Genomic DNA, 24836 nt, shown 5'->3' with positions numbered 1-24836 from the left:
GATGGCTAAATTACCGGTTGTGATACAGGAACCATATGATTTAGCGAAGAATTATGTATGCCGATACTGTAAGATTCACTGCGCAGCTTGTATGTACGCCCCCCACAACAATTGGCAACACTATTGGCTAGCTCTCATAATTTGTACGCTCCGTTGAATCCATATACTGATCAAATATCCAGAATAAATCGTTTCATCTGGGTCAAATGAGTGATATATTTTCACCCATAAACCCCGAGGAGGCGTTATGTCTGAATTCGATTTATTTGCGCAGGAACTGCTCGAAAAAGCAGAAGCTGAAGAAAAACAACAACAAGAGCGCGACAGGAAGCTGATTGATCGGGTACTTGAAATTTACGACCAGAAGTATGTCGCAGAACTGCTAAGAAAAATAGGTAAAAATGAGTGGAGCCGCGAAACGCTTAACCGCTGGGTAAATGGCAAGTGTGAGCCAAAATCGCTCACCATGGCTGAAGAAGTGCTGTTACGGAAAATGCTGCCGGAGCAACCTGCTCATCATCCTGACTATGACTTCCGCTTTATTGACCTGTTTGCTGGTATTGGTGGTATCCGTAAAGGATTCGAGGCCATCGGCGGGCAATGCGTTTTTACCAGCGAATGGAATAAAGAAGCGGTACGTACCTACAAAGCAAACTGGTACAACGATGAAGACGCACACACATTCAATCTGGATATCCGCGAAGTCACGCTAAGCGGAGAAGAAGGCATCTCAGAAGAGAAAGCCTACGCCCATATCGATCAACACATCCCGGATCATGACGTCCTGCTGGCCGGTTTTCCCTGCCAGCCATTCAGTCTGGCGGGTGTAAGTAAGAAAAACTCTCTCGGACGCGCACATGGATTCGAATGTGAAGCGCAGGGCACTCTTTTTTTCGATGTTGCCCGCATAATCAAGGCTAAGCAACCAACCATTTTTGTGCTGGAAAACGTGAAAAACCTTAAGAGCCATGACAAAGGCAAAACGTTTAAAGTCATTATGGATACCCTTGATGAATTAGGCTATGAAGTCGCTGATGCCAATATCACAGGGAAAGATGATCCTAAAATTATTGATGGTAAAAATTTCCTGCCACAACATCGTGAGCGTATTGTTCTGGTCGGATTCCGCCGTGACCTTAATATCCATCAGGGATTCACTTTAAAGAATATTCATAAATTCTACCCTGAGAAAAGACCAACATTTGGTCAGCTTCTGGACCCTGCGGTTGACAGTAAATATATCCTGAGCCCTAAGTTATGGGAATATCTCTATAACTATGCTAAAAAGCATGCCGCCAAAGGTAATGGGTTCGGTTTTGGTCTGGTTGATCCGAATAATGAAAATAGCGTCGCGAGAACATTATCCGCTCGTTACCATAAAGATGGATCTGAAATTCTCATCGACAGAGGATGGGATAAAGAACTCGGCGAAATCGATTTCTCTAATCCAGAGAATCAGGAACAAAGGCCAAGAAGACTGACGCCCCATGAATGCGCAAGATTAATGGGATTTGAGCAACCCGGAGGCAAGCCATTCCGAATCCCCGTTTCCGATACTCAGGCCTATCGACAGTTTGGGAACTCAGTGGTCGTTCCCGTTTTTGAAGCCGTGGCAAAACTGCTTCAGCCTTATATTATGAAAGCCGCTGCAAGCAAGGCGACCAAAAAATAATATAAACAGATCCCCCGGAATTTATCCGGGGGGAAACAGAATCAAATTATTTAATCGACATACAATGATTTAGTTTCATCGATAAATGTTTCTAACGAAATAAGATATTCCCGGATAGCTTTCGGGTACTTATCATGAAGGCTACTGGGTACAACCAACCTGACCCTTTCCTGCTGCATCTCCTGAAATTGAGCAACAGAAACACCTTCCTGAAGGGTAAAGAGATAAATATCCTGAATCCTGTCTGCCTCATTTAATATCTGCCGCCAGCGATCTTTACAGGTCGTTTTTACCGCTAGCATACGCAGCTTCTGCTCTGGAAAAGCTTCATCGTGATAAGCTTGCGCAGAGGGGAATAAAAAATCTGGCTTCTTATTTCCTTCTGTAACGGCCTGAGTCTCAAAAGTTTTCAGTCCATGCTCATTAAAAAGCTGTTCAAGATGCAGCTCAAGTGATTTTCCGGCTCGTGATTTTCGTCTGTTGCTCACGGAATTCGCCAGTGCAATAAATTCATTTACGGAACCAAACCCAGACTGAACTATACCCAGTACATGCATTTCCTCCACCAGTAGGAAAATTTCGTACTCAACACGACGACGTTCAATCAGTTGCTTATCCGGGCCTATGACATTTGGGGAATAGTGAGCTGCTGCATACTGGATAATCTCCTTACCTGAAGGGAAATTTGTTCTCCACTCTTCCGGAAGACGATACCCACTGGAAACTGGTTCTTTTAAAGCCAGACCACCCAGAATCTCATTTGCGGGACCATAGACCAACGATCCAGGAACAATTTCTCCGAGCGATGACTCAACGATATCTTCTTCTTCTGCGTTATGACACACCCAAATATCAACAAATTGGCTATCAGATCCCTGATGGTGATCAAACGCCAATAACGCCAGCGCCCCCGTATTCTCCGGGTCTTGCAGAGGATTCTTTCCTCCCCCCCATCGGGTGATACGCTTTTCATTTCGGGTCTTACCAAAGAAACGACCATTGTAATAAATGGCCCTGGCCTCGCTGTCCGGGCAGTTGTGTGAGGAGGTATGCGCATTCAGCATCACGGACGGGTTAAGATCCCTTGTATGATTAATTGAAGGGAAAAGATGTTCAACAATGCCAGAAGGTATGTAAATGCCAACCTGATGTCCGCCCGTCGCGCCGGTATCGTTGGCTGACAAGCGCTTGATGAACATATAGGTGTCACTGGTTGACTTATCTAACAGCCATGAATGTAGCCCCGACATCATCACTTCCTCGCTGTAAAAATATCGCTGATTTATAGAGAGTTATCCTGCCACAGCTCTGCCTTTGTGAATACTCACGATGCCGTTTTATGTGATGTCGTTATTTTCCTTGTTCTCCCAGATTCAGCTCAGTTCCCGAGATACCTTATAAACCGTTTTCTGGTCGTTTTCTGACATCTCTGTTAAGAGACTTGCACGTGCCAGGGTACGCAAATAATTACGCGCAGTGTTATCCGATACGCCCAGCGCCTCCGCTACGCCTGCTGCGGAATATTTCTTACCAGGCTCAGCCAGAATAATATTAAGTAGTGTGACTTGCCGTCCGCTCAGCCGCGATAAGCTCCCTGATTTATACAAAAAATGATCAATTCGGGCAGCGCGGGCAACCAGATCGTCTACATGCTGTAAGAGCCTTGTCATAGCACGATGGATAATACTGGCCTGATATTCAAGATAGTGCGTCAGATCCATACCATCGGTTTCAGTGTACTGGTAACTGTGGGCATATTTGGCCGGGGCGGCATGCAGTAGCTGGCTGATAGAGACATATTTAAATACGTCGTACTCTGATTTGAGCATGTACCAGTAAAAAAGCCCACGGCTTGTACGCCCGTTACCGTCTCTGAAAGGGTGCTCGTGAACGAGCATGAAGTGAAGAACACAGGCTTTTGCCAAGGGGTGAACGTAGGATTCTGTGTCGTTTACGAAGTCACACACCATTTGCAGACGTGCCTGCAGGTCGGTGGCCGCTGGCGGTTGATGAACAATGTTACCGTCATAATCTGCAATCACTACATCATCGGTATCGCGGAATTCTCCAGGACTGTATTTTTCGTCATTAATTCCACCCATGCCAATGGCATGGAAACGGCGGATTAAATCTGGTGTTAATGGCTCCTGGATAAGTTCCGGAATTTCGGCCATCAACCGCGCATTACCCGCGATCATGTGTTCATCTTCGGTACGGGGGGCTCTGCCACTTTCTAGCATGTCCCGCGCGACAAGCGTAGTTGTGTTAGCGCCTTCCAGTTGCGATGAAGTGATTGGCTCTTCCATACTTAGTGCTGTTAACTCTTTACCTGCCTCCCTGAGTCTGGTGGTAAGTTCTTTGAGCACCAGCCTTGTGGCGTGCTTGTCCACCAGTTCACAGACTGACATGATGTTAGGTGTAAGGACAAAGCCAGCCTGATTGCCTGCTTCGTTGCGATAATGGATCCGTTGCATGGCTGAGTCACGAGAACAGCCTGTCGATAATCCTGCCTCCATTCATCATCTTCGACATCTGTATGTGCATAGTCTCGTCTGGTCCAATCGTTCCTTTATCAAAACTTTTATGATGGGCCACATTGTTTGCGTGTCTGTTGGATAGCGAATCCTACCTCGTCAGCAGAGAGTCATGTTCTTCATCAAAACCACTGGCAACGTTGTGTTCGACGGTCTCTTTTTATTCTCAAACTACGTGAACTTTGCTGCTTATCTACTCTCCCCAAATCCATGCCAAAAAATGTGAACCTCATCCCTGAAGCAAATCGTAATCTCTGAAATCGATCCGTATCGTAAACTTTACTTTACACTTTTGGTGATGTTAGTCACAAAATTAAGCGCGGAGGGTGATCGCAATCTCACAATAGCCTGGTATACAAAATCGACAATGTGAGCGGAAAAGAGGCTGGAAAGTTAAGTTTTCACTGCTTTCTCTCTTTTACCGCGTCTGGAGGGAAACTGCAATTCAAAAGATAAAAAATAACTTGTTGAAATTGAGTCAGTAAAAAAATGGTATGTGATTTAAATCACGCGTATTTACAGATTTTATGATTTACGCCAATGGCGAATATTGACGGAGCTATTTTCTTCATGAATTAAATCTTGCATAGTGCCATCACATTATTTCTCCCCCTGAATCAGGAGGCGGATAGTTATATTCCATCAATCTTTATTGATGGACCAGGTATGCTTTACTTCACATTAATACGAACATGACCACTGTTAACTGGAGAAACAAAATGAATTATCCGGCAGAACCCTTCCGTATTAAAAGCGTTGAAACTGTATCTATGATCTCGCGTGATGAGCGCATCCAAAAAATGCAGGAAGCGGGCTACAATACCTTCCTGTTGAACTCGAAAGATATCTATATCGACCTGCTGACGGACAGTGGTACGAACGCCATGAGTGATAAGCAGTGGGCCGGGATGATGATTGGTGATGAGGCCTACGCAGGCAGTGAAAACTTTTATCATCTGGAAAGAACGGTTCAGGAGCTGTTTGGCTTTAAACATATTGTTCCTACTCACCAGGGGCGCGGGGCGGAAAACCTGTTATCGCAGCTGGCGATTAAACCGGGGCAATATGTTGCAGGGAATATGTATTTCACCACCACGCGTTATCATCAGGAAAAAAATGGCGCCACCTTTGTGGATATCGTCCGTGATGAGGCGCACGATGCCGGTCTGAATATCGCCTTTAAAGGCGATATCGATCTTAAAAAGCTGCAAAAACTGATTGACGAAAAGGGCGCCGAAAATATTGCCTATATCTGTCTGGCGGTGACGGTGAACCTTGCGGGCGGTCAGCCGGTCTCGATGGCGAATATGCGTGCCGTCAGGGAGTTGACGCAGGCGCATGACATTAAAGTCTTCTACGATGCAACCCGCTGCGTAGAGAACGCCTATTTTATCAAAGAGCAGGAAAAAGGCTTTGAGAACAAGAGCATCAAAGAGATCGTCCATGAGATGTTCAGCTACGCCGATGGGTGTACCATGAGCGGGAAAAAAGACTGCCTGGTGAATATCGGCGGGTTCCTGTGCATGAACGATGATGAGATGTTCTCGGCGGCTAAAGAGCTGGTGGTGGTATATGAAGGGATGCCATCCTACGGCGGTCTGGCCGGGCGCGACATGGAAGCAATGGCCATTGGTCTGCGTGAATCCATGCAGTTTGAGTACATTGAGCACCGTGTGAAGCAGGTTCGTTATCTGGGCGATAAGCTGAAGGCGGCAGGTGTGCCGATTGTTGAACCGGTAGGCGGCCATGCGGTATTCCTCGATGCTCGTCGCTTCTGCGAACACCTGACCCAGGACCAGTTCCCGGCGCAGAGTCTGGCGGCAAGCATCTATATGGAAACGGGCGTGCGCAGCATGGAGCGTGGCATCATCTCCGCAGGGCGTAATAAAGAGACGGGCGATCACCACCGGCCAAAACTGGAAACGGTACGCCTGACTATTCCACGCCGCGTTTATACTTATGCGCATATGGATGTGGTGGCCGATGGCATTATTAAACTCTATAAGCATAAAGAGGATATTCGCGGGCTGAAGTTTATTTATGAGCCTAAGCAGTTGCGCTTCTTTACTGCACGTTTTGATTATATTTAATGGTATTGATAGCCCCATTTTTAAATGGGGCTTTTTGTTTTTTATTATCCGAAGATGTACAAATGACAGCCGTAATTATAATTAATAGTCAACAGGAACATTTATCATGGATATTAATGCCATTGAACGACAGAGTTCCCCCGGACTTATTAGCGGGACGATGCTTGTCATCGCAACGGTAGTCGGCGGGGGAATGTTCTCCCTGCCTATTGCGATGGCGGGAGTCTGGTTTCCCGGCGCCTCTGTTATTCTAATCGTTATTGCCATCATGATGTTATTAACCGGCCTGATGCTGGTGGAAGTGAACCTTCACTATGGTGCCGGAGCCAGTTTTAACACCTTTACTCAGGATCTATTAGGGCGAAAGTGGAATATCGTGGTTGGCATCGCCTTTGGTTTTGTACTCTATATTTTAACCTATGCGTATATCTCCGGGTCATCGGCGGTGATGGCGCAGACGGTGTTTAAATATAGCGGTTTTCGTTTCCCGGCAAACATCTCCGTTATTGTCGTCAGTATGCTGGTTGGCGTAATCGCCTGGTATAGCTCGCTGCTGGTCGGGCGGATCACCACCATTCTGATCGTCGGTAAGTTTGTGGCGTTCTTTGCCACGTTCTCCGGGCTAATCGGCCATATTGAGGTGGCGAAACTGGTCGATAGCGTCGCCATCGCACTGCCGAATACGCAATATCTGCCCTATATTCTGATGACGCTGCCGTTCTGCATTATCTCCTTTGGTTTTCACGGCAATGTGCCGAGTCTGGTGAAACTGTATGGCACCCACGGCGTATCCCATATTACGCGCTCCATCGTGATTGGCACCCTGTTTGCCGTGCTGCTCTATATCTTCTGGCTGGCGGTGACGATGGGCAATATCAGCCGCGCCGAGTTTTCGCCGATCATTGCCAAAGGCGGCAATATTGATGTGTTTGTGGAAGCCATCAGTGGGCTGTTTACCAGTCGCTATATGGATTTAATCCTGACCTTTTTCGGTAACTTTGCCGTTGCCAGTTCGCTGCTGGCCGCTACGCTGGGTCTGTTTGATTATATTGCCGATCTGTTCCACTTCCCGGATAACGGCATCGGCAGACTGAAAACCGCGCTGGTGACCTATTTCCCGCCCGCTGCCGTCTGTTTCTTTTTCCCGAATGGTTTTGTCCACGCGATTGGCTATGCGGGACTGGCGTTTACCATCTGGAGCGTGATCCTGCCGCCATTTCTGGTGAAAGCGTCCCGTAAGCGTTTTGCCACGGCGCGTTATACCGCCCCCTGTAACAATACGGTGCTGAATCTGGTGATTGTCGGCGGAGGGATTGTGTATCTGACGGTGGTGCTGGATGTGTTTGGTTTACTGCCGACGTTCCGTTAGCGGGAGGCGCTATGTTTCTGACATTACTCAGGTTACAGCATCCGCTGGTTTATCGTTACGCCTGGCTGAGGGTGTGGGTGGTGGTGTTAAGAAAATGCGGACTGCGCAAGAATAAAACTCACAAAAGCAATCAGGCCTGTCGCTGACAGGCCTGCCTGGATTTACACCCGGAAGTAGCGTGGTGGAATCAACGTTGAGAATGCGTCGATCTTCTTCACCATCTTTTTCCAGAACAACATAACAACAATCCTCTGTTTAAAATGCAGGCGCTATTTTAGTCAGCGCAGGCATTGCGTAAAAGATCGCCGCGTCGTTCTTATCGTGTGCGCGGTGTAAAGCTTTTTGTTCACTCTGCAAAATGTGGAGGAGTAACACGATCGGCAACCCTGCCGCCGGGTTGACAAGCGTTAAAATAGTACGGGCAATCCCAGCCCGCGTTTCACTTCCCGTAGCGTTGTCTGTGTGACCTCATGCGCCCGTTCACTGCCTTGTTGCAGTATCTGCATCAGCATGCCTTTATCCTGAATATAGGTTGCCCGCCGCTCGCGCATTGGGGCAATCAACTCCTGCAAACAGGTTTCCAGTTCGTTTTTACAGGTGCGATCGCCAAGCCCCCCCTGCTGATAATGCGCTTTCATCGCCGCGACTTTCGTTTTGTCCGGGTGAAAGGCATCCAGCCAGGTGAACACGACATTTCCTTCGATCTGACCCGGATCGCTGACGTTAAGGTGGTGAGGATCGGTGTACATGGCGCTAACCGCTTTGTGGATCGCATCTTCACTGGCGGAGAGTTGCAGGGTATTGCCGAGAGATTTTGACATTTTAGCGCCGCCATCAATGCTGGGCAGACGGCCGGTGTCGCTCAGAATCGCCTGACAGTGGCGTAGTAGCGGGGCAGGCAACAGGCTGTTCATCTTGTGTACGATTTCGTTAGTCTGCTCGATCATCGGCAACTGATCGTCTCCTACAGGCACATATTCCGCTTTAAACGCGGTGATATCCGCCGCCTGGCTGATGGGGTAGACCATAAATCCGACCGGTAACGAGCGGGTAAAGCCTTTCTGCGCAATTTCATTTTTCACCGTCGGATTACGCTCTACGCGGGCGACAGTGACGACATTCATATACAGCATGGTCAGTTCCGCCAGTGCAGGTAAGGCGGATTGCAGGCAGAGCGTGGTGAGTTCAGGGTCGATCCCGGCGGCCAGATAATCCGCCAGCACTTCCGGGATGTTGTCGCGGATCTTTTGCGGGTTCGTACCGTTATCGGTCAGCCCTTGCAGGTCGGCAATCAGCACAAATTGTTGATGGGTATGCTGCAAAGCAACGCGCTGGCGCAGTGAGCCAACGTAGTGCCCGAGGTGCAGGGCGCCCGTAGGGCGATCGCCGGTCAGAATGGTGGGTTTTGTGTTCATCAAAGACTCCTTTACGTGAAAAAACCGAAAGACGTCTCTGGAACGCAATAGCCGCCTTTCGGCGGCTATTAATACGGGGATAAAACAGAACCGTGCCGCCTTTAGTCAGGCAGCCACCAGCGGTTATGGCGTTGGGGAATCGCAGTCTGTTTATTCATAAAAATGACCGTATCACGGTTAAGCGCAGGGGTAAACCTGCTATGTCAGGGTTGTTAATGGGCAACCTGTTCACTCTGCTTGCCATCAGCGCTCTTCAGCATTCTCTTTTTTGCGTAAACTGCCGCTGCTTAACAAGTTGAATCATGCTGATGACGGCGCCGAAAAATAAGGCCGCAGCGCCGCAAAGCGTTGCACTGGCGATCGCCTCAGTGCCGCTGCCTAACAGGCTGGTTAACAGTGGGCCGACGATCTGACCGATGCCGTAGGTGAGCGTGACAAGACCCAACAGATTGATATTCCCCGGCACGCTCAGTTGCCGCGCCAGCGGCATCACCAGCGAAGTTGTCCCCATGAACGTCGCGCCAAAACCAATGCTGCTGATAATAAGAAGCGGCAGTGCGTCGCTGGCGAGCGTGAGTATGACGCAGACCCCCTGAATCAGCAGATTCGCCGTCAGGCATTGTAATACGCCCCAGCGCTTTGCCGCCCACAGCCAGCCAAAACAACCGGGAACGATCGCCAGTCCCACCAGCGACCAGAGATGGGCGGTGAGTAGCGGCGAGCCCGCGTTTTTCGCCATCAGCGGCAGATAGGTGGCGACGATGATGTAGCCAAATCCGGCGAAGCCATACAGCAGCGCCAGTTGCCACCAGCGCATCAGCGGATTATGCGTCGGCGCCGGAGGAGCGGGCGGCAACGCGTGGGCGCGGGCAGGGATGAGGAACGCCAGGAGCAGCAGTAACACGGTGGAGATAACGGCTGCGCCCGACCACAGCGCATGGGAAGAAAGCGTATAGCGTAAACCGGCGATAACATACTCGTTGCCCAGCAAGATACCGGCGCCAACGCCGGAGAAAAGCGACGCAATCACAAACGGGTGACGGGTATGTTGCAGGACGATCATCGAGCCAAAAATCATCATTCCGGCGCTGGCGACCCCGGCCAGAAAACGGATCAGCATCACGATGGCAGGTTGCGTAAATATCGCCATCGCAAGGATTAATCCTCCGGTTGCTACCGCCGATGTCAACAGCATTGGCCGTAAGCGAGAGGGGAGGTGAAAGGCGCCGAAGGAGAACAACAGGCTGCCCGCCAGATACCCCGCGTAGTTGGCGCTGGCAATCCAGGAAAGCGCTGCGAAGGTAAACTGACCTTCAGACAGCAGAACCGGTAGCATCGGGGTATACAGAAAACGTCCGATCCCCATTCCCAGCGTTAGTACCATTAAGCCGAAGAGTGCCGTACTGATGGCATGACGGTTTGAATCGGCATTGCCCTGAACCATACTTGCTCTCACTTAGCGCGTTAATTTGTGTTTGTTATATTACATGTGTAAATGATAATAAAAAGTAAAAAATAGAGGGCGTGTGAGAGCCCGGCAAGATATACGCGTTGGGAAATTCAGCAGGCGTCGATCGTTTTTACGCAGTGCCAGCCATCATCCACACAGCGATAGATGGATTCGGTATGACCGGGGATAATCCACCGCGTTTCTTCGCCGGGGGGGCAGCGCAGGTAAATACATAACCCGCAGCCGCCGCGTAGCTGGCGTGGAATATCCGCCACCCGAAAGGTCATTCCCGCAGCCTGAAGCGCTTTGCGGGTCTGAATGACGCCCACCGTCGAATGAAATAAAAACAGATATTCCGTCATCCGCGTTTTCTCTGGCGTTGACCAATCAGCGCCGCACCAATGGCCCCGGCAAACTGCGCGTCAGGATGGGTGTAAACCGGCATCGCAACGTGGCTTTCCAGCATACGCGCGAATGCCGCACAGTGGCTGACGCCGCCGGTAAACAGCAAAGGTCCCCCGGCAGACAGTCGGCCGATAAAATTGGCGCTACGTCTGGCCATCGCGTTGATCACACCGGAAAGAATGGCTTCTGGCGCAACGCCCGCAGAGCGCAGGCTGATCACTTCAGACTCGGCAAAAACCGTGCACATGCTGGTGATGGCATGAGGCTCAACGCCGTCGGTGATCGTATCCAGTTGATCCACGCTGGCGCCGAGGGTGCGCGAAATCACCTCCAGAAAACGCCCGGTTCCGGCGGCACATTTATCATTCATCAGAAAGTCGGTGAGATTACCGTCGTTATCCAGCTGAATAACCTTGCTGTCCTGGCCGCCAATGTCGATGACCGTGCGGGTTTCAGGAGCCAGGAAGCGCGCCCCCAGTCCGTGGCAGGAGATTTCCGTCACCTGTTTATCGGCAAAATCAACCAACTGGCGTCCGTAGCCGGTTAGCGTCAGAAACGGGCGCGTGTCCAGCCCTGCGCTTAGCGTTTCCCACGCCTCGTGGATAGCATCGGCGGGGCGAAACGGCGTGGGGCAGAGGAAACGGCGTGTGATAACGCCCTCCGCCAGCAAAACGCCTTTTGTCGCCGTGGAGCCGGAATCAATGCCAATCGAATACGTCACGGGCGCTCCTTACAGCATTTCGATAAAGGCCGCGACGCGGGTGCTGAGTTGCCCGATATCCGAAGTGGAGTAGTCCGTTTCGATGGCGATATAAGGGATGTTGTGCTGCTGGCGTACGTGGCGCTTAATCGCCATAGACTCAACGGCATAGGTATGACAGGCCTGCAAAATCACATCCACGACGCCGTCCGCCTGATACTCCTCTACCATCTGGCTGAGCAACGTCAGCCGCTGGTCGTTGGGCGAAATGCAGGAACAGCCAATTGCGAGGTATTTGTCGGTCAGCGCGTCATAGACATCGCCCGTCTCTTCAACGCACTGTTCGGTGGCTTTTGCCCCCGTGCAGTTTTCAAATCCGACGACCCAACCGCCGTTCTCTTCAATGGCGCGTACCACTTTTTCTGCCGCGCCGCCAATCGGGCAGCCGGTGATCAGAATGCGCGGGCGGGCGTCCAGCCGCTTGCCGTCCTGCCATTCCTGGCGCACGCGGTCAGCCATGCCGTTGAGCTCGTCGATAAGCGTTTCTTTATCAAAACGAAACGTCGCGCCGTACACCACTTTCAGGATATCGCTGCCGCTAAGAGCAGGAGGATTAAGCTGGCCGACGTGGTAGAAATTGGCCAGCGCGCGGCGTTCGCGGTTTTTCAATACGATCGCATCGCGCAGGGCGGCTTCGCTGATGGGGCGGCCAAAACGCGTTTCCACAGCCTGTTGCAGACGCAGGATCTCTGCTTTCCATAACGCACGGGAGGCGGCGTCATTGGCGCTGTTGGGCAGTTGCATGACGTGTACGGCCTTAAATTCGGCCATGTATTCGTACATTTTCTTTTTGCCGTCGCAGGTGGTTTCACCCACCACCAGATCGGAAAAATAAAAGTAGGGGCATTTGTCCGTTTTGCCGAAGCCGTAGCTGCTTTTGATCAGAGGACACAGGTTGCGCGGCAGATCCTTTTCGGCTTCTTCGATGGTTTCGTCCGACGTTGAACACAGGGAAACGACAACCGCACCCGCCGCCATCGGGATCTCCTGCGGCATAAACGTGCAGTAGGTGCCGACCAGTGGAACCCCCTGTTCTTTAAGATCCATGACGGTGAGAAAGCCTTTCTGACGGGCGTCGGAGAACTGGTTAAAAATGGCGGGTAGATCGGTGATAAGCGACATGGTTTTCCTTCCCCGTAACACGGGAGACAATGAAAAGACCACGCATTATAACCCTGTAAAAACCAGGTGTTTATTGATCTGCTTAAAAGTTGGGTAACGTCAGCAGGGACGGTATTTGCGACAGCAGATACAACACCAGCCCGATGGAGCCGCCGACCAGCGTGCCGTTGACGCGGATAAACTGCAAATCTTTGCCGATGTTCAGCTCTATCTGGCGTGACATATCGCGGGCATCCCAGCTCTTTACCGTGTCGCTGATGTGGCGCGTCAGAAACGCGGCGAACTCCGGCGCGACCCGGTGCGCAGCCTGTTCCAGATGGCCGTTGAGCGAAGCGCGAAGGGCATCATCCGCCACCAGCGTTTCGCCGAACCATTGCCCGGCATGGGCGATCCGCTGCTTCACGCGGGAACCCTCTGCGTTAATATCTGCCTTCAGCCACTGGCGTAAATCAGCCCAGAGTTCACCAAGATAATGGTTAAACGCCTCATCTTCTTTCAGGTACGCTTTGATGCTTTCCGCCCGGGAGGCCATCTCTGGATCGTTTTTGAGTTTGTCGATCAGCTTAAAAGTGGCGCGATCGAAGGCATGGCGGATCTGGTGCGCCTGGTCGTGGCTGATATCATCCAGCAACGAATTCACCGCATCGGAAACCAGTTCTGCGCTGTGTTCCCCCAGCCATTCGGTCGGTAAAATTTTTGCTTTTAGCGGATGTTCCGTCTCCAGCCAGCGCACGATTTGCTGCGCGATAAACGCGCGTGAGCTGTCGCGCTGAAGCAGGGCGATCAACTGCGCGATCAGGGTGTCCAGCAGTACCTGATGACGATCGTTTTTGGTCATACTCTCCAGCATTAACGCGCTGGTGCCAGAGAAGTCCACTTTATCGATCGCTTTGTGTACCGCCCGCTTGAGCAGGCGCTGAATACGGGCGTCGTCCGTCAGTTCGAGAAAACCGCTCATGATTTGCAGCAAATGCATCCCAACCCGCCGGGCGTTATCCGGCTGACTGAACCAGTTGCCGATCAGCAAGGCCGGTTCATGACGGCGAATGAGCGCGACCAGCGACTGGGTATCAAGAAATTTCTCCTGCACGAACTGGCCAAGATTTTCGCCGATTCGATCCTTATTACGCGGGATAATGGCGGTATGCTGCGCGATAAACGGGATCGGCACCCTACGAAACAGCGCCACGACGGCGAACCAGTCTGCCAGTGCGCCCACCATTGCCGCTTCCGCAATGGCTTTAATGCCGAGTACCCAAAAATTTGGCGGCAGGAAAAGCGTCGTGATGAACGTGGCGGCGGCAATCAGCAGCAGCGAGAGCGCCAGTCGTTTGGCGCGTTTGAGTTCAGCAATTTTATTCATAGCGTTAAGGATAGAGCCAGACGGGGGGATCGTGCAAAAGTTCATCCCGGGCTACCTGCGGTGAAGGCCTTCTGGCGTAGCGCCATCAGGCATGAGTTTATTTCTCAGTTGCCAGTTCTGTTACCTCATACTGACGCACGCGCTGTAATAGCCCTTTCAATGTGAACACCGCCGCAATTCCTGCCACCACCGCCAACAGATGAAACGGAATCTTGCCGCCGTTAAACCACAGCCCGCGTCCGACTTCGATAGCGACGGCCATGACTGTCAGGATGACGATATTCAGCGACGCTGAGACGGTGCCTTTAGGCAGAGTGTTGGAAAACAGCGTAAAGCGGAACAACGTCGAGAAAATCATCCCGATGCCAAAAGCGTACAGACTGGTGCCCAGCACTGACCACAGCCAGACATGAGGCCACAACAGATTTCCTGCGATCAGGATGGCCAGACCGACAAGCTGTATCGGCGGTGCGCGCCAGATAAAACGCGGATCGCCAGGATCTTTCACAACCCGAGCGACCATCATATTGGCGATGATTACCGCGCCAAACACCGGCACCTGCGCCCAGGCGAACTGCGCGGTAGTCATGCCGCCCGCGTCGATTAAGATTACTGGCGAGACCGCCACCCAACTCATTAGCGGGATGTAGCTCAGCGAAAGCGTTGCGGCGCCGAAGAGGAAAATCCGGTTGTGAAAGACATGGCGAAAATCGCGGAGGACGGCGGGAATGCTAAACGGCGCCGCGCCGCGTTGTACCGTCTCTGGCATCGCCAGCGCCAGGCCGCACAGGGCGATCAGCCCCATCAGTGCAATAATGCCGAACAGGGCTTTCCAGTGAACAAAGTGCATTAGCGCAGCGCCTGAGAGCGGGCCGATAACCGGCGCAACCAGAACTATTGAGGTGATGATCGCCATCAGTTTTATGGCTTTGGTCTGGCCGAAGGCTTCCTGCACGGTAACGTAACCGACCGTGGCGATAAAACAGATGCTGGTGCCCTGAATGAAACGCGCGACCAGAAACTGCGTCATCGACGTTGTAAGGAGCGTGGCGGCGCAGGCAACGGTGAAAATAAGCGCGCCCGTAATCAGCACCGGTCGGCGGCCAATCCGGTCGGAAAGCGGGCCGAGCAACCACTGCAATGCCATCCCTCCGGCCAGATAGAGACTGACGGATGCCGGAGCCAGGCTGACATCGGCATTGAAATCATGCACGACATGGATGATGCCCGGCTGAATCAAATCCGTCGACAGATAGGCGGCAAAGTCGTACAGAATCAGCGCCATCGGGAAAAATAGCGTTGTCGCGCGCCGGGAGAAGAATTGACGTATCCGTTGCATATAAATCGCACTCCATGTCGGAGAAAACCCTGAACGGGTACAGTGAAACATTTCTGCGTGGCGTATTCAGAAAAAATGTACGCCTTGCAGAAAGGTGAATTTATCGTTGATAGCGCCTCGCAGCAACGCATAATACCGAATGTCGTTGGCATCCTGACAAGGTAAGGTGACGCCGGGTTGTTTAACACGCGATGGATTGCCATGAAAAAAGGAACGACATCCACTCCGCATGATGCGGTTTTCAAAACGTTTTTATGTCACCCCAACACCGCACGTGATTTTCTTGAAATCCATCTTCCTCTTGCGCTGCTTGAGCTTTGTGACTTGAGCACGCTGAAGCTGGAGTCCGGGAGCTTTATCGAGGAGGATTTGCGCGCTTATTATTCTGATGTGCTCTGGTCGCTGAAAACGACAGGGGGAGATGGCTATATTTATGTTGTGATTGAGCATCAGAGTTCACCGGATGCGCATATGGCGTTTCGTTTGATGCGTTATGCGATTGCCGCGATGCAACATCACCTGGATGCCGGGCATAAACGACTCCCTCTGGTGGTGCCGATGTTGTTTTATCACGGTATCGACAGCCCCTATCCCTATTCCTTATGCTGGCTGGATGAGTTTGCCGACCCGGAACTGGCGAGGCGGCTTTATGCTGCGGCCTTTCCGCTGGTGGATATCACCGTGACGCCGGATAGTGAGATCATGCAACATCGGCGTATTGCCTTGCTGGAGTTGATACAAAAACATATCCGCCAGCGTGACCTGATGGGGCTGGTGGAGCAACTGGCCTCACTTTTGGTGATGGGATACACTACCGACAGCCAGCTTAAAGTGCTGTTTAATTATATGATGCAGTGCGGCGATGCATCTCGTTTTAGCCAGTTTATTCACGAGGTGGCCGAACGTTCCCCCCAACACAAGGAGAGTCTGATGACGATAGCTGAACGATTACATGAAGCGGGTCGCCAGGAGGGTATGCAGCAAGGCTTACAGCAAGGCTTACAGCAAGGCCAACGGGCTGAGGCGCAGCGTATCGCGCGTACAATGCTGGAAGACGGCATCGATCGCGATACGGTTTTACGTATCACCGGACTTGCTGTTGAAGAGGTTATCGCACTGAACCACTAAACACATATTCGCCAGCGCATCACAGGCCCGGTAAACGCCGTTCTGCCGGGCGGGCTTATTCCATCGCCACTTTCACCGCCTCTCCAAGTTTTTGCATCACTTCACGATGTTTCTCGTTCGGCGGTAACGCACAGTTGATGCGCACGCAGTTGCGATACTTCCCGGAGGCGGAAAACAGTGACCCCGGCGCGACCTGGATTTTCAGGCGGCATAGCTGTCTGGCGACGCAGACCATATCGATATGCTCCGGCAGCTCGACCCATAGCATAAAGCCGCCTTTTGGTCGGGTGACGCAGATCCCGCAGGGAAAATATTCGCGTACCCAGCAGGTATAGATCTCCATGTTGCGCTGGTAGATCTGGCGCATTCGCCGGACATGACGGTGATAGTGGCCCTCGCGGACGAAGGTGGCCGCCGCCAGCTGCGTGGCGGGAACGTTGGTGCCGATGACGGCGTATTTCATATGCAGCAGACGATCGTGGTAACGACCCGGAGCGACCCAGCCTACGCGCAGGCCCGGCGCGACGGATTTGGTAAACGAACTGCACAATAGCACCCGACCATCGATATCCCAGGAGTGGATGGTGTGGGGGCGAGGGTAATCCGTCGCCAGCTCGCCATACACGTCATCTTCAAAAATCACAATATCGTGGCGCTGCGCGAGGCTGAGCACTGCCCGTTTGCGTGCGTCCGGCATAATAAACCCGAGGGGATTATTGCAGTTTGGTACGAGGATAACCCCTTTAATCGGCCATTGATCCAGCGCCAGTTCCAGCGCTTCAATACTGATACCGGTATCCGGGTCGGTCGGGATTTCAATGACTTTTATTCCTAAGCCGCGCAGGAGCTGCATGGTGCCGTAATAGGCGGGGGATTCGACGGCGACAATATCACCCGCCTGGCAGACGGTCAGCAGCGCCAGCGACAAACCGCTCTGGCTACCGTTGGTGATAACGATATCATCAGCGCTGACGACCGAACCGCTGTCAAGCATCAGGCGGGCGATCTGTTCCCGCAGTTCGCGGTATCCGGCCAGTTCATCGTAGCCCAGCACCGCCCCCAGGTTATGTTGCGCCACGCGGCTTAGTTCGCGCCAGAGCGGTTTCAGGCTGGGTTGGTGGATATCGGGGACGCCGCTGCTGAAAGGAATAATTGATTTGTCGTTGTGCCCTTCCAGCATGTCCAGCACCTGATCCCACTGGGTGATCTCTACCGGTCGCTGTACCGGGCGTGACATCAGCGGCACCGGCGGTTGCGCCTTGCGTGGGGCGACAAAGTAGCCGGAGCGCGGCTGTGGAGTGATGAGCTGCAACGTCTCCAGCGTCTGATATGCCTGCTGTACGGTACTGATGCTCACCCCATGCTCCTGACTCAGGCTACGCACCGAGGGCAATTTTTCCCCGTGGCGATACAGCCCTTGCTCAATACGCTCGGCCAGCAGATTAGCCAGATGTTGGTAACGCGTCATGCTGTATCCCTCACTCTTGCCATACAGATGGAAAAACCAGTACAGAACGGTGGTCGAAATCGCGTTCAGATACCGTTTTAGCCAATCTGTATGGCAAAGAAAAGTATTTTTTGAATCTGTATTGTGGTGGTGAAGATCCGGGAAGATAAAGCCTCTGACCAGGTGGGGAGGTGGAGTATGGAATTTCACGAGAATCGCGCAAAACAGCCGTTTATTGGTTTTGTTCAGGTCTGGCGAGCAATAAAAAGATGGCGACTGCGGGCGCAGACGCAGCGTGTATTGCAACGCATGAACGATGAACAGTTAAAGGATGTGGGGCTGCGACGGGATCAGATTGAGTGATCCCCCGTAACACCACAGAGGCTGGGCTGTATTCAGTCCGGCCTTTTTTACATTCACGTAATTTATCAATTTATGCTTCCTTATTAGCTGTTTCTTGATACTTATCCTGATAAGTATTATTTTCCCATCTGCTAAGAGGGGAAAGAGAGATGACTGAAGATGAGCTGTTTGCCCGCCGTCCGATGGGGATGCGCATGGCAATGGTGGTACGCCAGTGGCGTGCAATTATTGATGCTGCCATCACCGATACCGGCCTGACGCAGTCAAGCTGGACGGTGCTGATGCAACTGCATCAGTTGGGTGATAACGTCTCGGTCAGCGAACTGGCGGAGGTGCAGGGCATTGAGCTGCCGCCGCTGATGCGCACCCTCACGCAACTGGAAAAACAGGGCTATCTGGTGCGTTCAACATCGCCATATGACAAACGCATCCGCCTGCTGACGCTGACAGCGCAAGGCCGTTCAAGGCTGGAGGAACTGAACCGGGTGATTGAGACCTATCAGCAACGCGTCACCCGTACTATCCCGGAAGCGGAACTTGCCGCCTTCAGCGCCACATTAAATCAAATCGCCTGCAATCTGCGGTTAATCCGCGAAGAAGATAATTAACTCTAAAAAACTATGATGACCCCAGAACAAAAATTTGCCCGTTGGGTAAGGGTGAGTATTGCCGCTTTCCTTGCGATATTCGCCTGGTTTATTGTTGCCGATATCTGGATCCCGCTGACGCCGGATTCCACCGTGATGCGCGTGGTGACGCCGGTCTCCTCGCGCGTCTCCGGCTATGTCTCGCACGTCTACGTACGCAACAATAGCCAGGTGAAAAAGGGCGACCTGTTGTATGAACTGGACCCAACGCCGTTTATCAATAAAGTTGAGGCCGCACAGATTGCCTTTGAGCAGGCGAAGCTGAGCAACCAACAGCTGGATGCGCAGATCGCCTCTGCGCGCGCCAACCTGCGCACCGCGCAATACACCGCCCGCAACGATAAGCTCACGCTTGATCGCTATCAGCGGCTGAGTGCGATGCAGAATGTTTCGCAGTCGGATCTGGATAAAGTGCGCACCACCTGGCAGACCAGCGAGCAGTCGGTGGCGGCGCTGAATGCCAGTATCCAGAACCTGCTGATCCAGCGCGGTGAACGCGACGACAGTCGCAATGTGACGCTGCAAAAATACCGCAATGCGCTGGAGGAGGCGCAACTGAACCTGGGCTGGACGAAGGTGCGGGCGGAAACCGACGGGACGGTGAGCAATCTCCAGCTCAACCCTGGGCTTTACGCCACCGCCGCTACGCCTTTGATGGCGCTGGTCAGTAACCAGACCGATATTGTGGCCGATTTTCGTGAGAAAAGCCTGCGTCACACCCGCGTAAATACCGATGCCGCAGTGGTGTTTGACGCCATGCCGGGCAAAGTGTTTCCTGCGCATGTGACCAGCAGCGACGCCGGGATTCTGGCCGGGCAGGAAGCGGTTAACGGACAGCTGTCGCAGCCGGAACAGTCAACGCGCTGGGTGCGCGATGCCCAGCGTATGCGCATTCACGTTGCGTTGGATACCCCGCTGGAGAAACCCCTGCCGACCGGCGCTCGTGCTACGGTGCAGTTGTATAACAGTGAGGGGATGTTTGCCCGCACCTTTGCAGGGGCGCAGATCCACCTGGTAAGCTGGCTTCACTATGTCTATTAACGCCCTGGCCCACGTCTTTACGCCGCACGGGAATATTGTCTACACCGCCAATGATTTTCGCCAGACCGTGCGTATTTCCGTTGCCGGGACGATAGCGCTGAGTATCTCGACCTTTTACAACGTGCAGTACGGCGTGTTTTTTGTGGTTTATCCGCTGATGCTGTTGTCGCTGGTGCCGGTGTTTAACCGCCATGTGGCTCGTCAGTTTGTATTCAGCGCGGCGGTGAACTGCGTTGAAATGGTGTTGATTGTCGGCTATCTCTCACAGTGGCCGGTAATTATGACGCTGGTGGTGTTTGGCCTGTACGTGATGCGCTTTCGTTTTATGAGCAAGGGGCCGCTGTTTTTGCTCGGTTCGATGGGCGTGGTGTGCCAGAGCACGATGCTCAACTTTATGAGTTACCCTGGCACCAACTGGCACACGCTGATGTTCTCCAATATGGAGGCCTGCGTGATGGCGGTAGCCCTGAGCGCGCTGCTGCACTATCTGATCCCGGATGTCGAACCGCGTCAGCTGCCGCCGCGTATTGAGAAGGATGATGCCCGTATTCGCCATGAGTCGCTGCTTTCCGGCACCGTGGCGACGATGATCTTTGTGATTTTCCAGATCTGCGATTTGAGCGATTCGTTGTCGGCGCTGATGGCGGGAATTTTGATTTTGTTTCCGATGCACTATCGTGGCGCGGTGATCAGCTCGATCTGGCGCGTCGTCGGCGTGGTGCTGGCCTGCCTGTATATTCTGCTGGTGCAACTGCTTATTTATGACTTCAGCAACCATATGCTGCTGATGATGCCGCTGATCGGTCTCGGGCTAGGCTTCAGCGCTCGTCTGCATGTGATGGAAAAGGTTGGCGCGGGCGTCGGTTTTGCCAGTATCACCACCATCGGCATTATGTTCGGCCAGAACCTGCACCCGGACAGCGATCTGGTGTTCAGCGATCTGTACCGCATCACTTCAGTCACCGTCGCGCTGGTAGCGACGCTGACGATGGTGTTTCTGGTCCACCGCATCCTCAACTGCTTTGCAGCGACGCGGTTTGTGATTACTGAGTGAGTGGGGGGAGGGGGAGTGAGTGCCGGATGGCGGCTGCGCCTTATCCGGCCTACGTAGTTGATTTGTAGGCCCGGTAAGCGCAGCGCCACCGGGCAATCCAGAATGAGGGTTACTTCTTCAGCCCCGCAAACGCGGCTCTGATCTCGTCTTCCGGCAGTTGAATGCCGATAAACACCAGCGTGCTGTGCGGCTGTTCGTCGCCCCACGGGCGGTCCCAGTCGGCGCTGTACAGGCGCTGGACGCCCTGGAACAGCAGGCGGTTCGGTTCGCCTTCAATCCATAGCATTCCTTTGTAGCGCAACAGTTTCTCGGCGGACTCCAGCAGCAGGTTTTCCATTACGCGGGAAACGTCGCTGATGTCTACCGGATAATCCAGCTCCACCACAATTGATGAGATATCGTTTTGTTTGTCGGCGATAAAGTGGAAGCGCGGTGTGGCGCTGACCACGTTCTCCTCCAGCATAAAGCCGTTGGTGTCGAACAACAGGGAGAGGTCGATATCGCCGTGCGTGACGGTGTAAACCGGGGCGCGGGCGTTGATGCGCGCTAAGCGTTCGCGCAGTTTTTCGCTAACTCCCGCCACGTCGGTTTTGGTCAGCAGGATGCGGTCGGCATAACCGACCTGCGACTGGGCGATGGTGAACTGGTTCATCTGCTCGTCGGCGTGTACCGCATCGACCAGCGAAATCACGCCGTCCAGCAGGTAGCGCTGGCAAATCACGTCATGGGAGAAAAAGGTCTGAATAATCGGGCCGGGGTCGGCCATGCCGGTGCACTCAATCACCAGACGGTCGAAATGGATATTGCCCTGGTCGAGGTTGTCGAGCAGGTCTAACAGCGCGTCTTCCAGTTCACTGGAGCGGGTGCAGCAAATGCAGCCGTTGGTCAGGGTTTTGATCTGGGTGGCGCGATCGCCAATCAGCTGATCGTCAACGGAAACTTCGCCGAATTCGTTTTCGATAACGGCAATCTTGTAGCCGTGTTTTTCGTTAAGAATGTGGCGCAGCAGGGTGGTTTTACCCGCGCCGAGAAAACCGGTGAGTAGGGTAACTGCAATCGGGGTCATCAGTGCCTCCATTAACAGCAGCGCATGCCGCCTTTTCCGTCGCCGCCGTAACGTGCCTGCTGGCGCTCGCGGAAGAATTCTTCATAGCTCATGTACGGCTTGTCTGGATGATTGGTTTGCATATGCTCGACATAGTTGTCGTAGTCTGGAATGCCAATCAACATCTTCGCCGCCTGGCCGAGATATTTTTTTGCCTGACCTAAGTTACCAAACATTTTCTCATCCAGATATGAATAAAGCCCAGCGAACCGGGCGTTGGTTTTGCCGGATGGCGGCTTGCGCCTTATCCGGCCTACGTTAACTGCATTTTGTAGGCCGGGTAAGCGTAGCGCCACCCGGCATCCGATTAATGGTGTGAAGAGGTCTTCACGCCGCCTTCCGGCACCGGTACATACGGCGTCTCTTTATCGGTACGACCGTTGATGGTGCGGGCTTTCTGCCAGGTACGGAACCCATAGAAGATGATGCTGTACACCACTACCAGGAACAGAATACTCAGGCCTGCGTTGGTGTAGTTGTTCACGACGATGTGGTTCATATTGGCAATTTGCTGCGCGGTCAGTTCGCTGCCGTTGGCAATCTTCTCTTTGTACTGGTTAGCCATGTAGAAGAAACCTTCCATCTGCGGGTTGGTGCTGAACAGTTTCAGACCCAGCGCCCAGGTGGTGCAGATCAGCAGCCATACTGCCGGGATAACGGTAACCCAGATGTATTTGGTGCGCTGCATTTTAACCAGTACCACGGTGCCCAGAACCAGCGCCACGGCGGCCAGCATCTGGTTGGAGATACCGAACAGTGGCCACAGGCTCTTAACGCCGCCCAGCGGATCAACCACGCCCTGATACAGCAGGTAGCCCCACAGACCGACGCAACCCGCAGTACCGATGACGCCAGCAACCAGAGAGTCGGTTTTCTTCAGGAACGGGACGAAGTTACCCAGCAGATCCTGCAACATAAAGCGGCCGGAGCGGGTGCCTGCATCCAGCGCGGTCAGGATGAACAGCGCTTCGAACAGAATACCGAAGTGATACCAGAAGCCCATATCAGCCATCGGCAACACTTTGTGGAATACGTGAGCGATACCGACCGCCAGCGTCGGTGCGCCACCTGCGCGGTTCAGTACCGACGGTTCGCCGATGTCTTTCGCGGTTTGCAGGATCTGCTCAGGCGAAATTACAAAGCCCCAGGAGCTGACGGTTGCCGCCGCGTGTGCGGTGACGTCTTTCAGCTGCGCCATAATCAGCGGCGCGTTCTCGCCACCCATTTCGTGCAGGTTCGGCATGGTGATACCGAGGCCCGCTGGCGGGGTGTTCATCGCGAAGTAGAGACCCGGTTCGATGATAGACGCCGCAACCAGCGCCATGATCGCCACGAAAGACTCCATCAGCATTGCGCCATAGCCGATGAAACGCGCGTCGGTTTCACAAGCCAGCAGTTTCGGCGTCGTACCGGAAGAGATCAGCGCGTGGAAGCCAGATACCGCGCCACAGGCGATGGTGATGAACAGGAACGGGAACAGCGCGCCTTTCCACAGCGGGCCGGTACCGTCGATGTATTGGGTCATCGCCGGCATTTTCAGCTCTGGGTTGAGGATCAGAATCCCCAGCGCCAGACCGACGATAACGCCGATTTTCAGGAAGGTTGCCAGATAGTCGCGCGGGGCGAGGATCAGCCATACCGGCAGCAGTGCGGAAATAAACGCGTAACCGATCAGCGCGAAGGTAATGGTGGTGTCTTTAAAGGTCAGCGCCGGGCCCCAGTACGGGTCGTGCGCAATTACGCCGCCGAAGTAAATAGAGGCAACCAGCAGCACGATGCCAATAACGGAGACTTCACCCACACGTCCCGGACGCAGGAAGCGCATGTAGATCCCCATAAACAGCGCGATAGGTACGGTTGAGCAAACGGTGAAGACGCCCCACGGGCTTTCGGCCAGCGCTTTTACCACGATCAGCGCCAGTACCGCGAGGATGATGATCATGATTAAGAAGCAGCCGAACAGGGCGATGGTGCCCGGCACCGGGCCCATCTCTTCTTTGATCATCTCACCGAGAGACGCGCCGTTACGGCGGGAAGAGATAAACAGCACCATGAAGTCCTGTACCGCACCGGCCAGCACTACGCCCGCCAGCAGCCACAGCGTACCCGGCAGGTAGCCCATTTGCGCGGCCAGAACCGGGCCGACCAGCGGGCCGGCGCCAGCGATAGCGGCAAAGTGGTGACCAAACAGTACGTAGCGGTTTGTCGGGACGTAGTTCAGGCCGTCGTTATTAATGACCGCAGGCGTAGCACGCGTTGGGTCGAGTTTCATCACCTTCTGGGCGATGTACAGGCTGTAGTAGCGATAAGCCACCAGATAAACAGAGACGGAAGCGACCACGATCCACAGGGCGCTGACGTGCTCACCTCTGCGTAAGGCGACGACCGAGAGGCAGAATGCACCGATGATTCCAAGAATCACCCAGGGTATGTGCTTGAATATCTTTTTCGTATCCATAGTAAAACCTGGTTTTTAAGATTAATAATTGGCCGAAGCCGTTGGGTTTGAGTCTGTGTTTGAGGAGGTAAATT

At 53.1% G+C, this 24836-nt stretch carries 20 protein-coding genes and 1 pseudogene; 8 read left to right on the top strand and 13 right to left on the bottom strand.

The annotated features are described in order from the left end of the window. Positions 1-247: 247 nt before the first annotated feature. Complete coding sequence (locus OGV50_RS15095; RefSeq protein WP_233594330.1) at positions 248-1672, top strand: DNA cytosine methyltransferase; 1425 nt, start codon at positions 248-250, stop codon at positions 1670-1672. Between the two features lie 50 nt (positions 1673-1722). On the opposite strand, the gene OGV50_RS15090 is transcribed toward OGV50_RS15095, so the two are convergent. Continuing rightward, positions 1723-2922, bottom strand: coding sequence for a type II restriction endonuclease (locus OGV50_RS15090; RefSeq protein WP_024130747.1), 1200 nt, complete (start codon positions 2920-2922; stop codon positions 1723-1725). Positions 2923-3045: 123 nt separating this feature from the next. Beyond that, a pseudogene (locus tag OGV50_RS15085) lies at positions 3046-4170 on the bottom strand (Fic family protein); the annotation flags it as partial. A gap of 755 nt (positions 4171-4925) precedes the next feature. Here OGV50_RS15085 and OGV50_RS15080 point away from each other — a divergent pair. Both OGV50_RS15080 and OGV50_RS15075 read left to right on the top strand, forming a co-directional pair. Next, entirely contained in the window at positions 4926-6296 is a 1371-nt protein-coding gene (locus tag OGV50_RS15080) for a tyrosine phenol-lyase (protein WP_024130746.1), read from the top strand. A 106-nt stretch (positions 6297-6402) separates the two neighbouring features. Next, on the top strand, positions 6403-7665 hold the full coding sequence (locus tag OGV50_RS15075; protein ID WP_012134247.1) for an aromatic amino acid transporter: 1263 nt from the start codon (positions 6403-6405) through the stop codon (positions 7663-7665). Between the two features lie 407 nt (positions 7666-8072). Here OGV50_RS15075 and trpS read toward each other — a convergent pair whose 3' ends face one another. The 7 genes from trpS to mdtM all read right to left on the bottom strand — a co-directional run bounded on the left by trpS (position 8073) and on the right by mdtM (position 15519). Next, positions 8073-9080 (bottom strand): tryptophan--tRNA ligase, encoded by a 1008-nt coding sequence (gene trpS / locus OGV50_RS15070; protein ID WP_012134244.1) that lies wholly within the window; start codon positions 9078-9080, stop codon positions 8073-8075. Between the two features lie 253 nt (positions 9081-9333). After that, positions 9334-10524: an MFS transporter gene (locus tag OGV50_RS15065; RefSeq protein WP_012134242.1), complete on the bottom strand. Its 1191-nt coding sequence runs from the start codon at positions 10522-10524 to the stop codon at positions 9334-9336. Between the two features lie 116 nt (positions 10525-10640). Next, positions 10641-10892, bottom strand: a complete 252-nt coding sequence (locus OGV50_RS15060) for a putative Se/S carrier protein (protein WP_012134241.1) — start codon at positions 10890-10892, stop codon at positions 10641-10643. Then, complete coding sequence (yjiL, locus tag OGV50_RS15055) at positions 10889-11656, bottom strand: putative 2-hydroxyacyl-CoA dehydratase activator YjiL (RefSeq protein ID WP_012134240.1); 768 nt, start codon at positions 11654-11656, stop codon at positions 10889-10891. The genes OGV50_RS15060 and yjiL overlap by 4 nt, the downstream gene beginning before the upstream one ends. Positions 11657-11665: 9 nt before the next feature. Beyond that, entirely contained in the window at positions 11666-12817 is a 1152-nt protein-coding gene (locus OGV50_RS15050) for a double-cubane-cluster-containing anaerobic reductase (RefSeq protein WP_200091307.1), read from the bottom strand. 82 nt (positions 12818-12899) lie between these two features. Further along, positions 12900-14180 carry a DUF445 domain-containing protein gene (locus tag OGV50_RS15045; RefSeq protein WP_058669144.1) on the bottom strand — a complete coding sequence of 427 codons (1281 nt, stop codon included), beginning with the start codon at positions 14178-14180 and terminating at the stop codon, positions 12900-12902. Positions 14181-14277: 97 nt separating this feature from the next. Then, on the bottom strand, positions 14278-15519 hold the full coding sequence (gene mdtM, locus OGV50_RS15040; RefSeq protein WP_049009412.1) for a multidrug efflux MFS transporter MdtM: 1242 nt from the start codon (positions 15517-15519) through the stop codon (positions 14278-14280). 201 nt (positions 15520-15720) lie between these two features. Between mdtM and OGV50_RS15035 the strand changes: the two genes are divergently transcribed. After that, positions 15721-16647, top strand: coding sequence for an Rpn family recombination-promoting nuclease/putative transposase (locus OGV50_RS15035; RefSeq protein WP_111925704.1), 927 nt, complete (start codon positions 15721-15723; stop codon positions 16645-16647). A 55-nt stretch (positions 16648-16702) separates the two neighbouring features. Here OGV50_RS15035 and OGV50_RS15030 read toward each other — a convergent pair whose 3' ends face one another. Beyond that, a complete protein-coding gene (locus OGV50_RS15030; RefSeq protein WP_012134231.1) occupies positions 16703-18115 on the bottom strand; it encodes an aminotransferase-like domain-containing protein in 1413 nt (470 codons plus the stop codon). Positions 18116-18292: 177 nt separating this feature from the next. On the opposite strand from OGV50_RS15030, the gene OGV50_RS15025 reads away from it, so the two are divergent. The 4 genes from OGV50_RS15025 (at position 18293) to OGV50_RS15010 (ending at position 21199) form a co-directional block, all read left to right on the top strand. Then, a complete protein-coding gene (locus OGV50_RS15025; RefSeq protein ID WP_071818873.1) occupies positions 18293-18457 on the top strand; it encodes a DUF1127 domain-containing protein in 165 nt (54 codons plus the stop codon). 149 nt (positions 18458-18606) lie between these two features. Further along, positions 18607-19065 carry a MarR family winged helix-turn-helix transcriptional regulator gene (locus OGV50_RS15020; protein WP_012134229.1) on the top strand — a complete coding sequence of 153 codons (459 nt, stop codon included), beginning with the start codon at positions 18607-18609 and terminating at the stop codon, positions 19063-19065. A 12-nt stretch (positions 19066-19077) separates the two neighbouring features. Beyond that, positions 19078-20145: an HlyD family secretion protein gene (locus OGV50_RS15015; RefSeq protein ID WP_012134228.1), complete on the top strand. Its 1068-nt coding sequence runs from the start codon at positions 19078-19080 to the stop codon at positions 20143-20145. Next, entirely contained in the window at positions 20135-21199 is a 1065-nt protein-coding gene (locus OGV50_RS15010; protein ID WP_200091309.1) for a DUF2955 domain-containing protein, read from the top strand. Before OGV50_RS15015 ends, OGV50_RS15010 begins: the two co-directional genes overlap by 11 nt. Before the next feature lie 109 nt (positions 21200-21308). Here OGV50_RS15010 and yjiA read toward each other — a convergent pair whose 3' ends face one another. The 3 genes from yjiA to btsT form a co-directional block, all read right to left on the bottom strand. After that, positions 21309-22265 carry a GTPase gene (gene yjiA / locus OGV50_RS15005; RefSeq protein ID WP_024130743.1) on the bottom strand — a complete coding sequence of 319 codons (957 nt, stop codon included), beginning with the start codon at positions 22263-22265 and terminating at the stop codon, positions 21309-21311. A gap of 11 nt (positions 22266-22276) precedes the next feature. Continuing rightward, positions 22277-22480, bottom strand: coding sequence for a YbdD/YjiX family protein (locus OGV50_RS15000; RefSeq protein WP_024130742.1), 204 nt, complete (start codon positions 22478-22480; stop codon positions 22277-22279). A gap of 131 nt (positions 22481-22611) precedes the next feature. Next, complete coding sequence (gene btsT, locus OGV50_RS14995) at positions 22612-24762, bottom strand: pyruvate/proton symporter BtsT (RefSeq protein ID WP_047459136.1); 2151 nt, start codon at positions 24760-24762, stop codon at positions 22612-22614. Between the last annotated feature and the right edge of the window lie 74 nt (positions 24763-24836).

The sequence above is a fragment of the Citrobacter sp. CK180 genome (assembly GCF_030333655.1).
In the GTDB taxonomy this organism is placed as follows: domain Bacteria; phylum Pseudomonadota; class Gammaproteobacteria; order Enterobacterales; family Enterobacteriaceae; genus Citrobacter_B; species Citrobacter_B koseri.
The sequence above is the reverse complement of the archived record's forward strand: the minus strand, read 5'-3'. Positions and strand labels throughout refer to the sequence as shown.

Bases quoted from the DNA above. Each gene is read 5' to 3' on its own strand.
- OGV50_RS15095 (WP_233594330.1), top strand. From the start codon at position 248: ATGTCTGAATTCGATTTATTTGCGCAGGAACTGCTCGAAAAAGCAGAA.
- OGV50_RS15090 (WP_024130747.1), bottom strand. From the start codon at position 2,922: ATGTCGGGGCTACATTCATGGCTGTTAGATAAGTCAACCAGTGACACC.
- OGV50_RS15080 (WP_024130746.1), top strand. From the start codon at position 4,926: ATGAATTATCCGGCAGAACCCTTCCGTATTAAAAGCGTTGAAACTGTA.
- OGV50_RS15075 (WP_012134247.1), top strand. From the start codon at position 6,403: ATGGATATTAATGCCATTGAACGACAGAGTTCCCCCGGACTTATTAGC.
- trpS (WP_012134244.1), bottom strand. From the start codon at position 9,080: ATGAACACAAAACCCACCATTCTGACCGGCGATCGCCCTACGGGCGCC.
- OGV50_RS15065 (WP_012134242.1), bottom strand. From the start codon at position 10,524: ATGGTTCAGGGCAATGCCGATTCAAACCGTCATGCCATCAGTACGGCA.
- OGV50_RS15060 (WP_012134241.1), bottom strand. From the start codon at position 10,892: ATGACGGAATATCTGTTTTTATTTCATTCGACGGTGGGCGTCATTCAG.
- OGV50_RS15050 (WP_200091307.1), bottom strand. From the start codon at position 12,817: ATGTCGCTTATCACCGATCTACCCGCCATTTTTAACCAGTTCTCCGAC.
- OGV50_RS15045 (WP_058669144.1), bottom strand. From the start codon at position 14,180: ATGAATAAAATTGCTGAACTCAAACGCGCCAAACGACTGGCGCTCTCG.
- mdtM (WP_049009412.1), bottom strand. From the start codon at position 15,519: ATGCAACGGATACGTCAATTCTTCTCCCGGCGCGCGACAACGCTATTT.
- OGV50_RS15035 (WP_111925704.1), top strand. From the start codon at position 15,721: ATGAAAAAAGGAACGACATCCACTCCGCATGATGCGGTTTTCAAAACG.
- OGV50_RS15030 (WP_012134231.1), bottom strand. From the start codon at position 18,115: ATGACGCGTTACCAACATCTGGCTAATCTGCTGGCCGAGCGTATTGAG.
- OGV50_RS15025 (WP_071818873.1), top strand. From the start codon at position 18,293: ATGGAATTTCACGAGAATCGCGCAAAACAGCCGTTTATTGGTTTTGTT.
- OGV50_RS15020 (WP_012134229.1), top strand. From the start codon at position 18,607: ATGACTGAAGATGAGCTGTTTGCCCGCCGTCCGATGGGGATGCGCATG.
- OGV50_RS15015 (WP_012134228.1), top strand. From the start codon at position 19,078: ATGATGACCCCAGAACAAAAATTTGCCCGTTGGGTAAGGGTGAGTATT.
- OGV50_RS15010 (WP_200091309.1), top strand. From the start codon at position 20,135: ATGTCTATTAACGCCCTGGCCCACGTCTTTACGCCGCACGGGAATATT.
- yjiA (WP_024130743.1), bottom strand. From the start codon at position 22,265: ATGACCCCGATTGCAGTTACCCTACTCACCGGTTTTCTCGGCGCGGGT.
- OGV50_RS15000 (WP_024130742.1), bottom strand. From the start codon at position 22,480: ATGTTTGGTAACTTAGGTCAGGCAAAAAAATATCTCGGCCAGGCGGCG.
- btsT (WP_047459136.1), bottom strand. From the start codon at position 24,762: ATGGATACGAAAAAGATATTCAAGCACATACCCTGGGTGATTCTTGGA.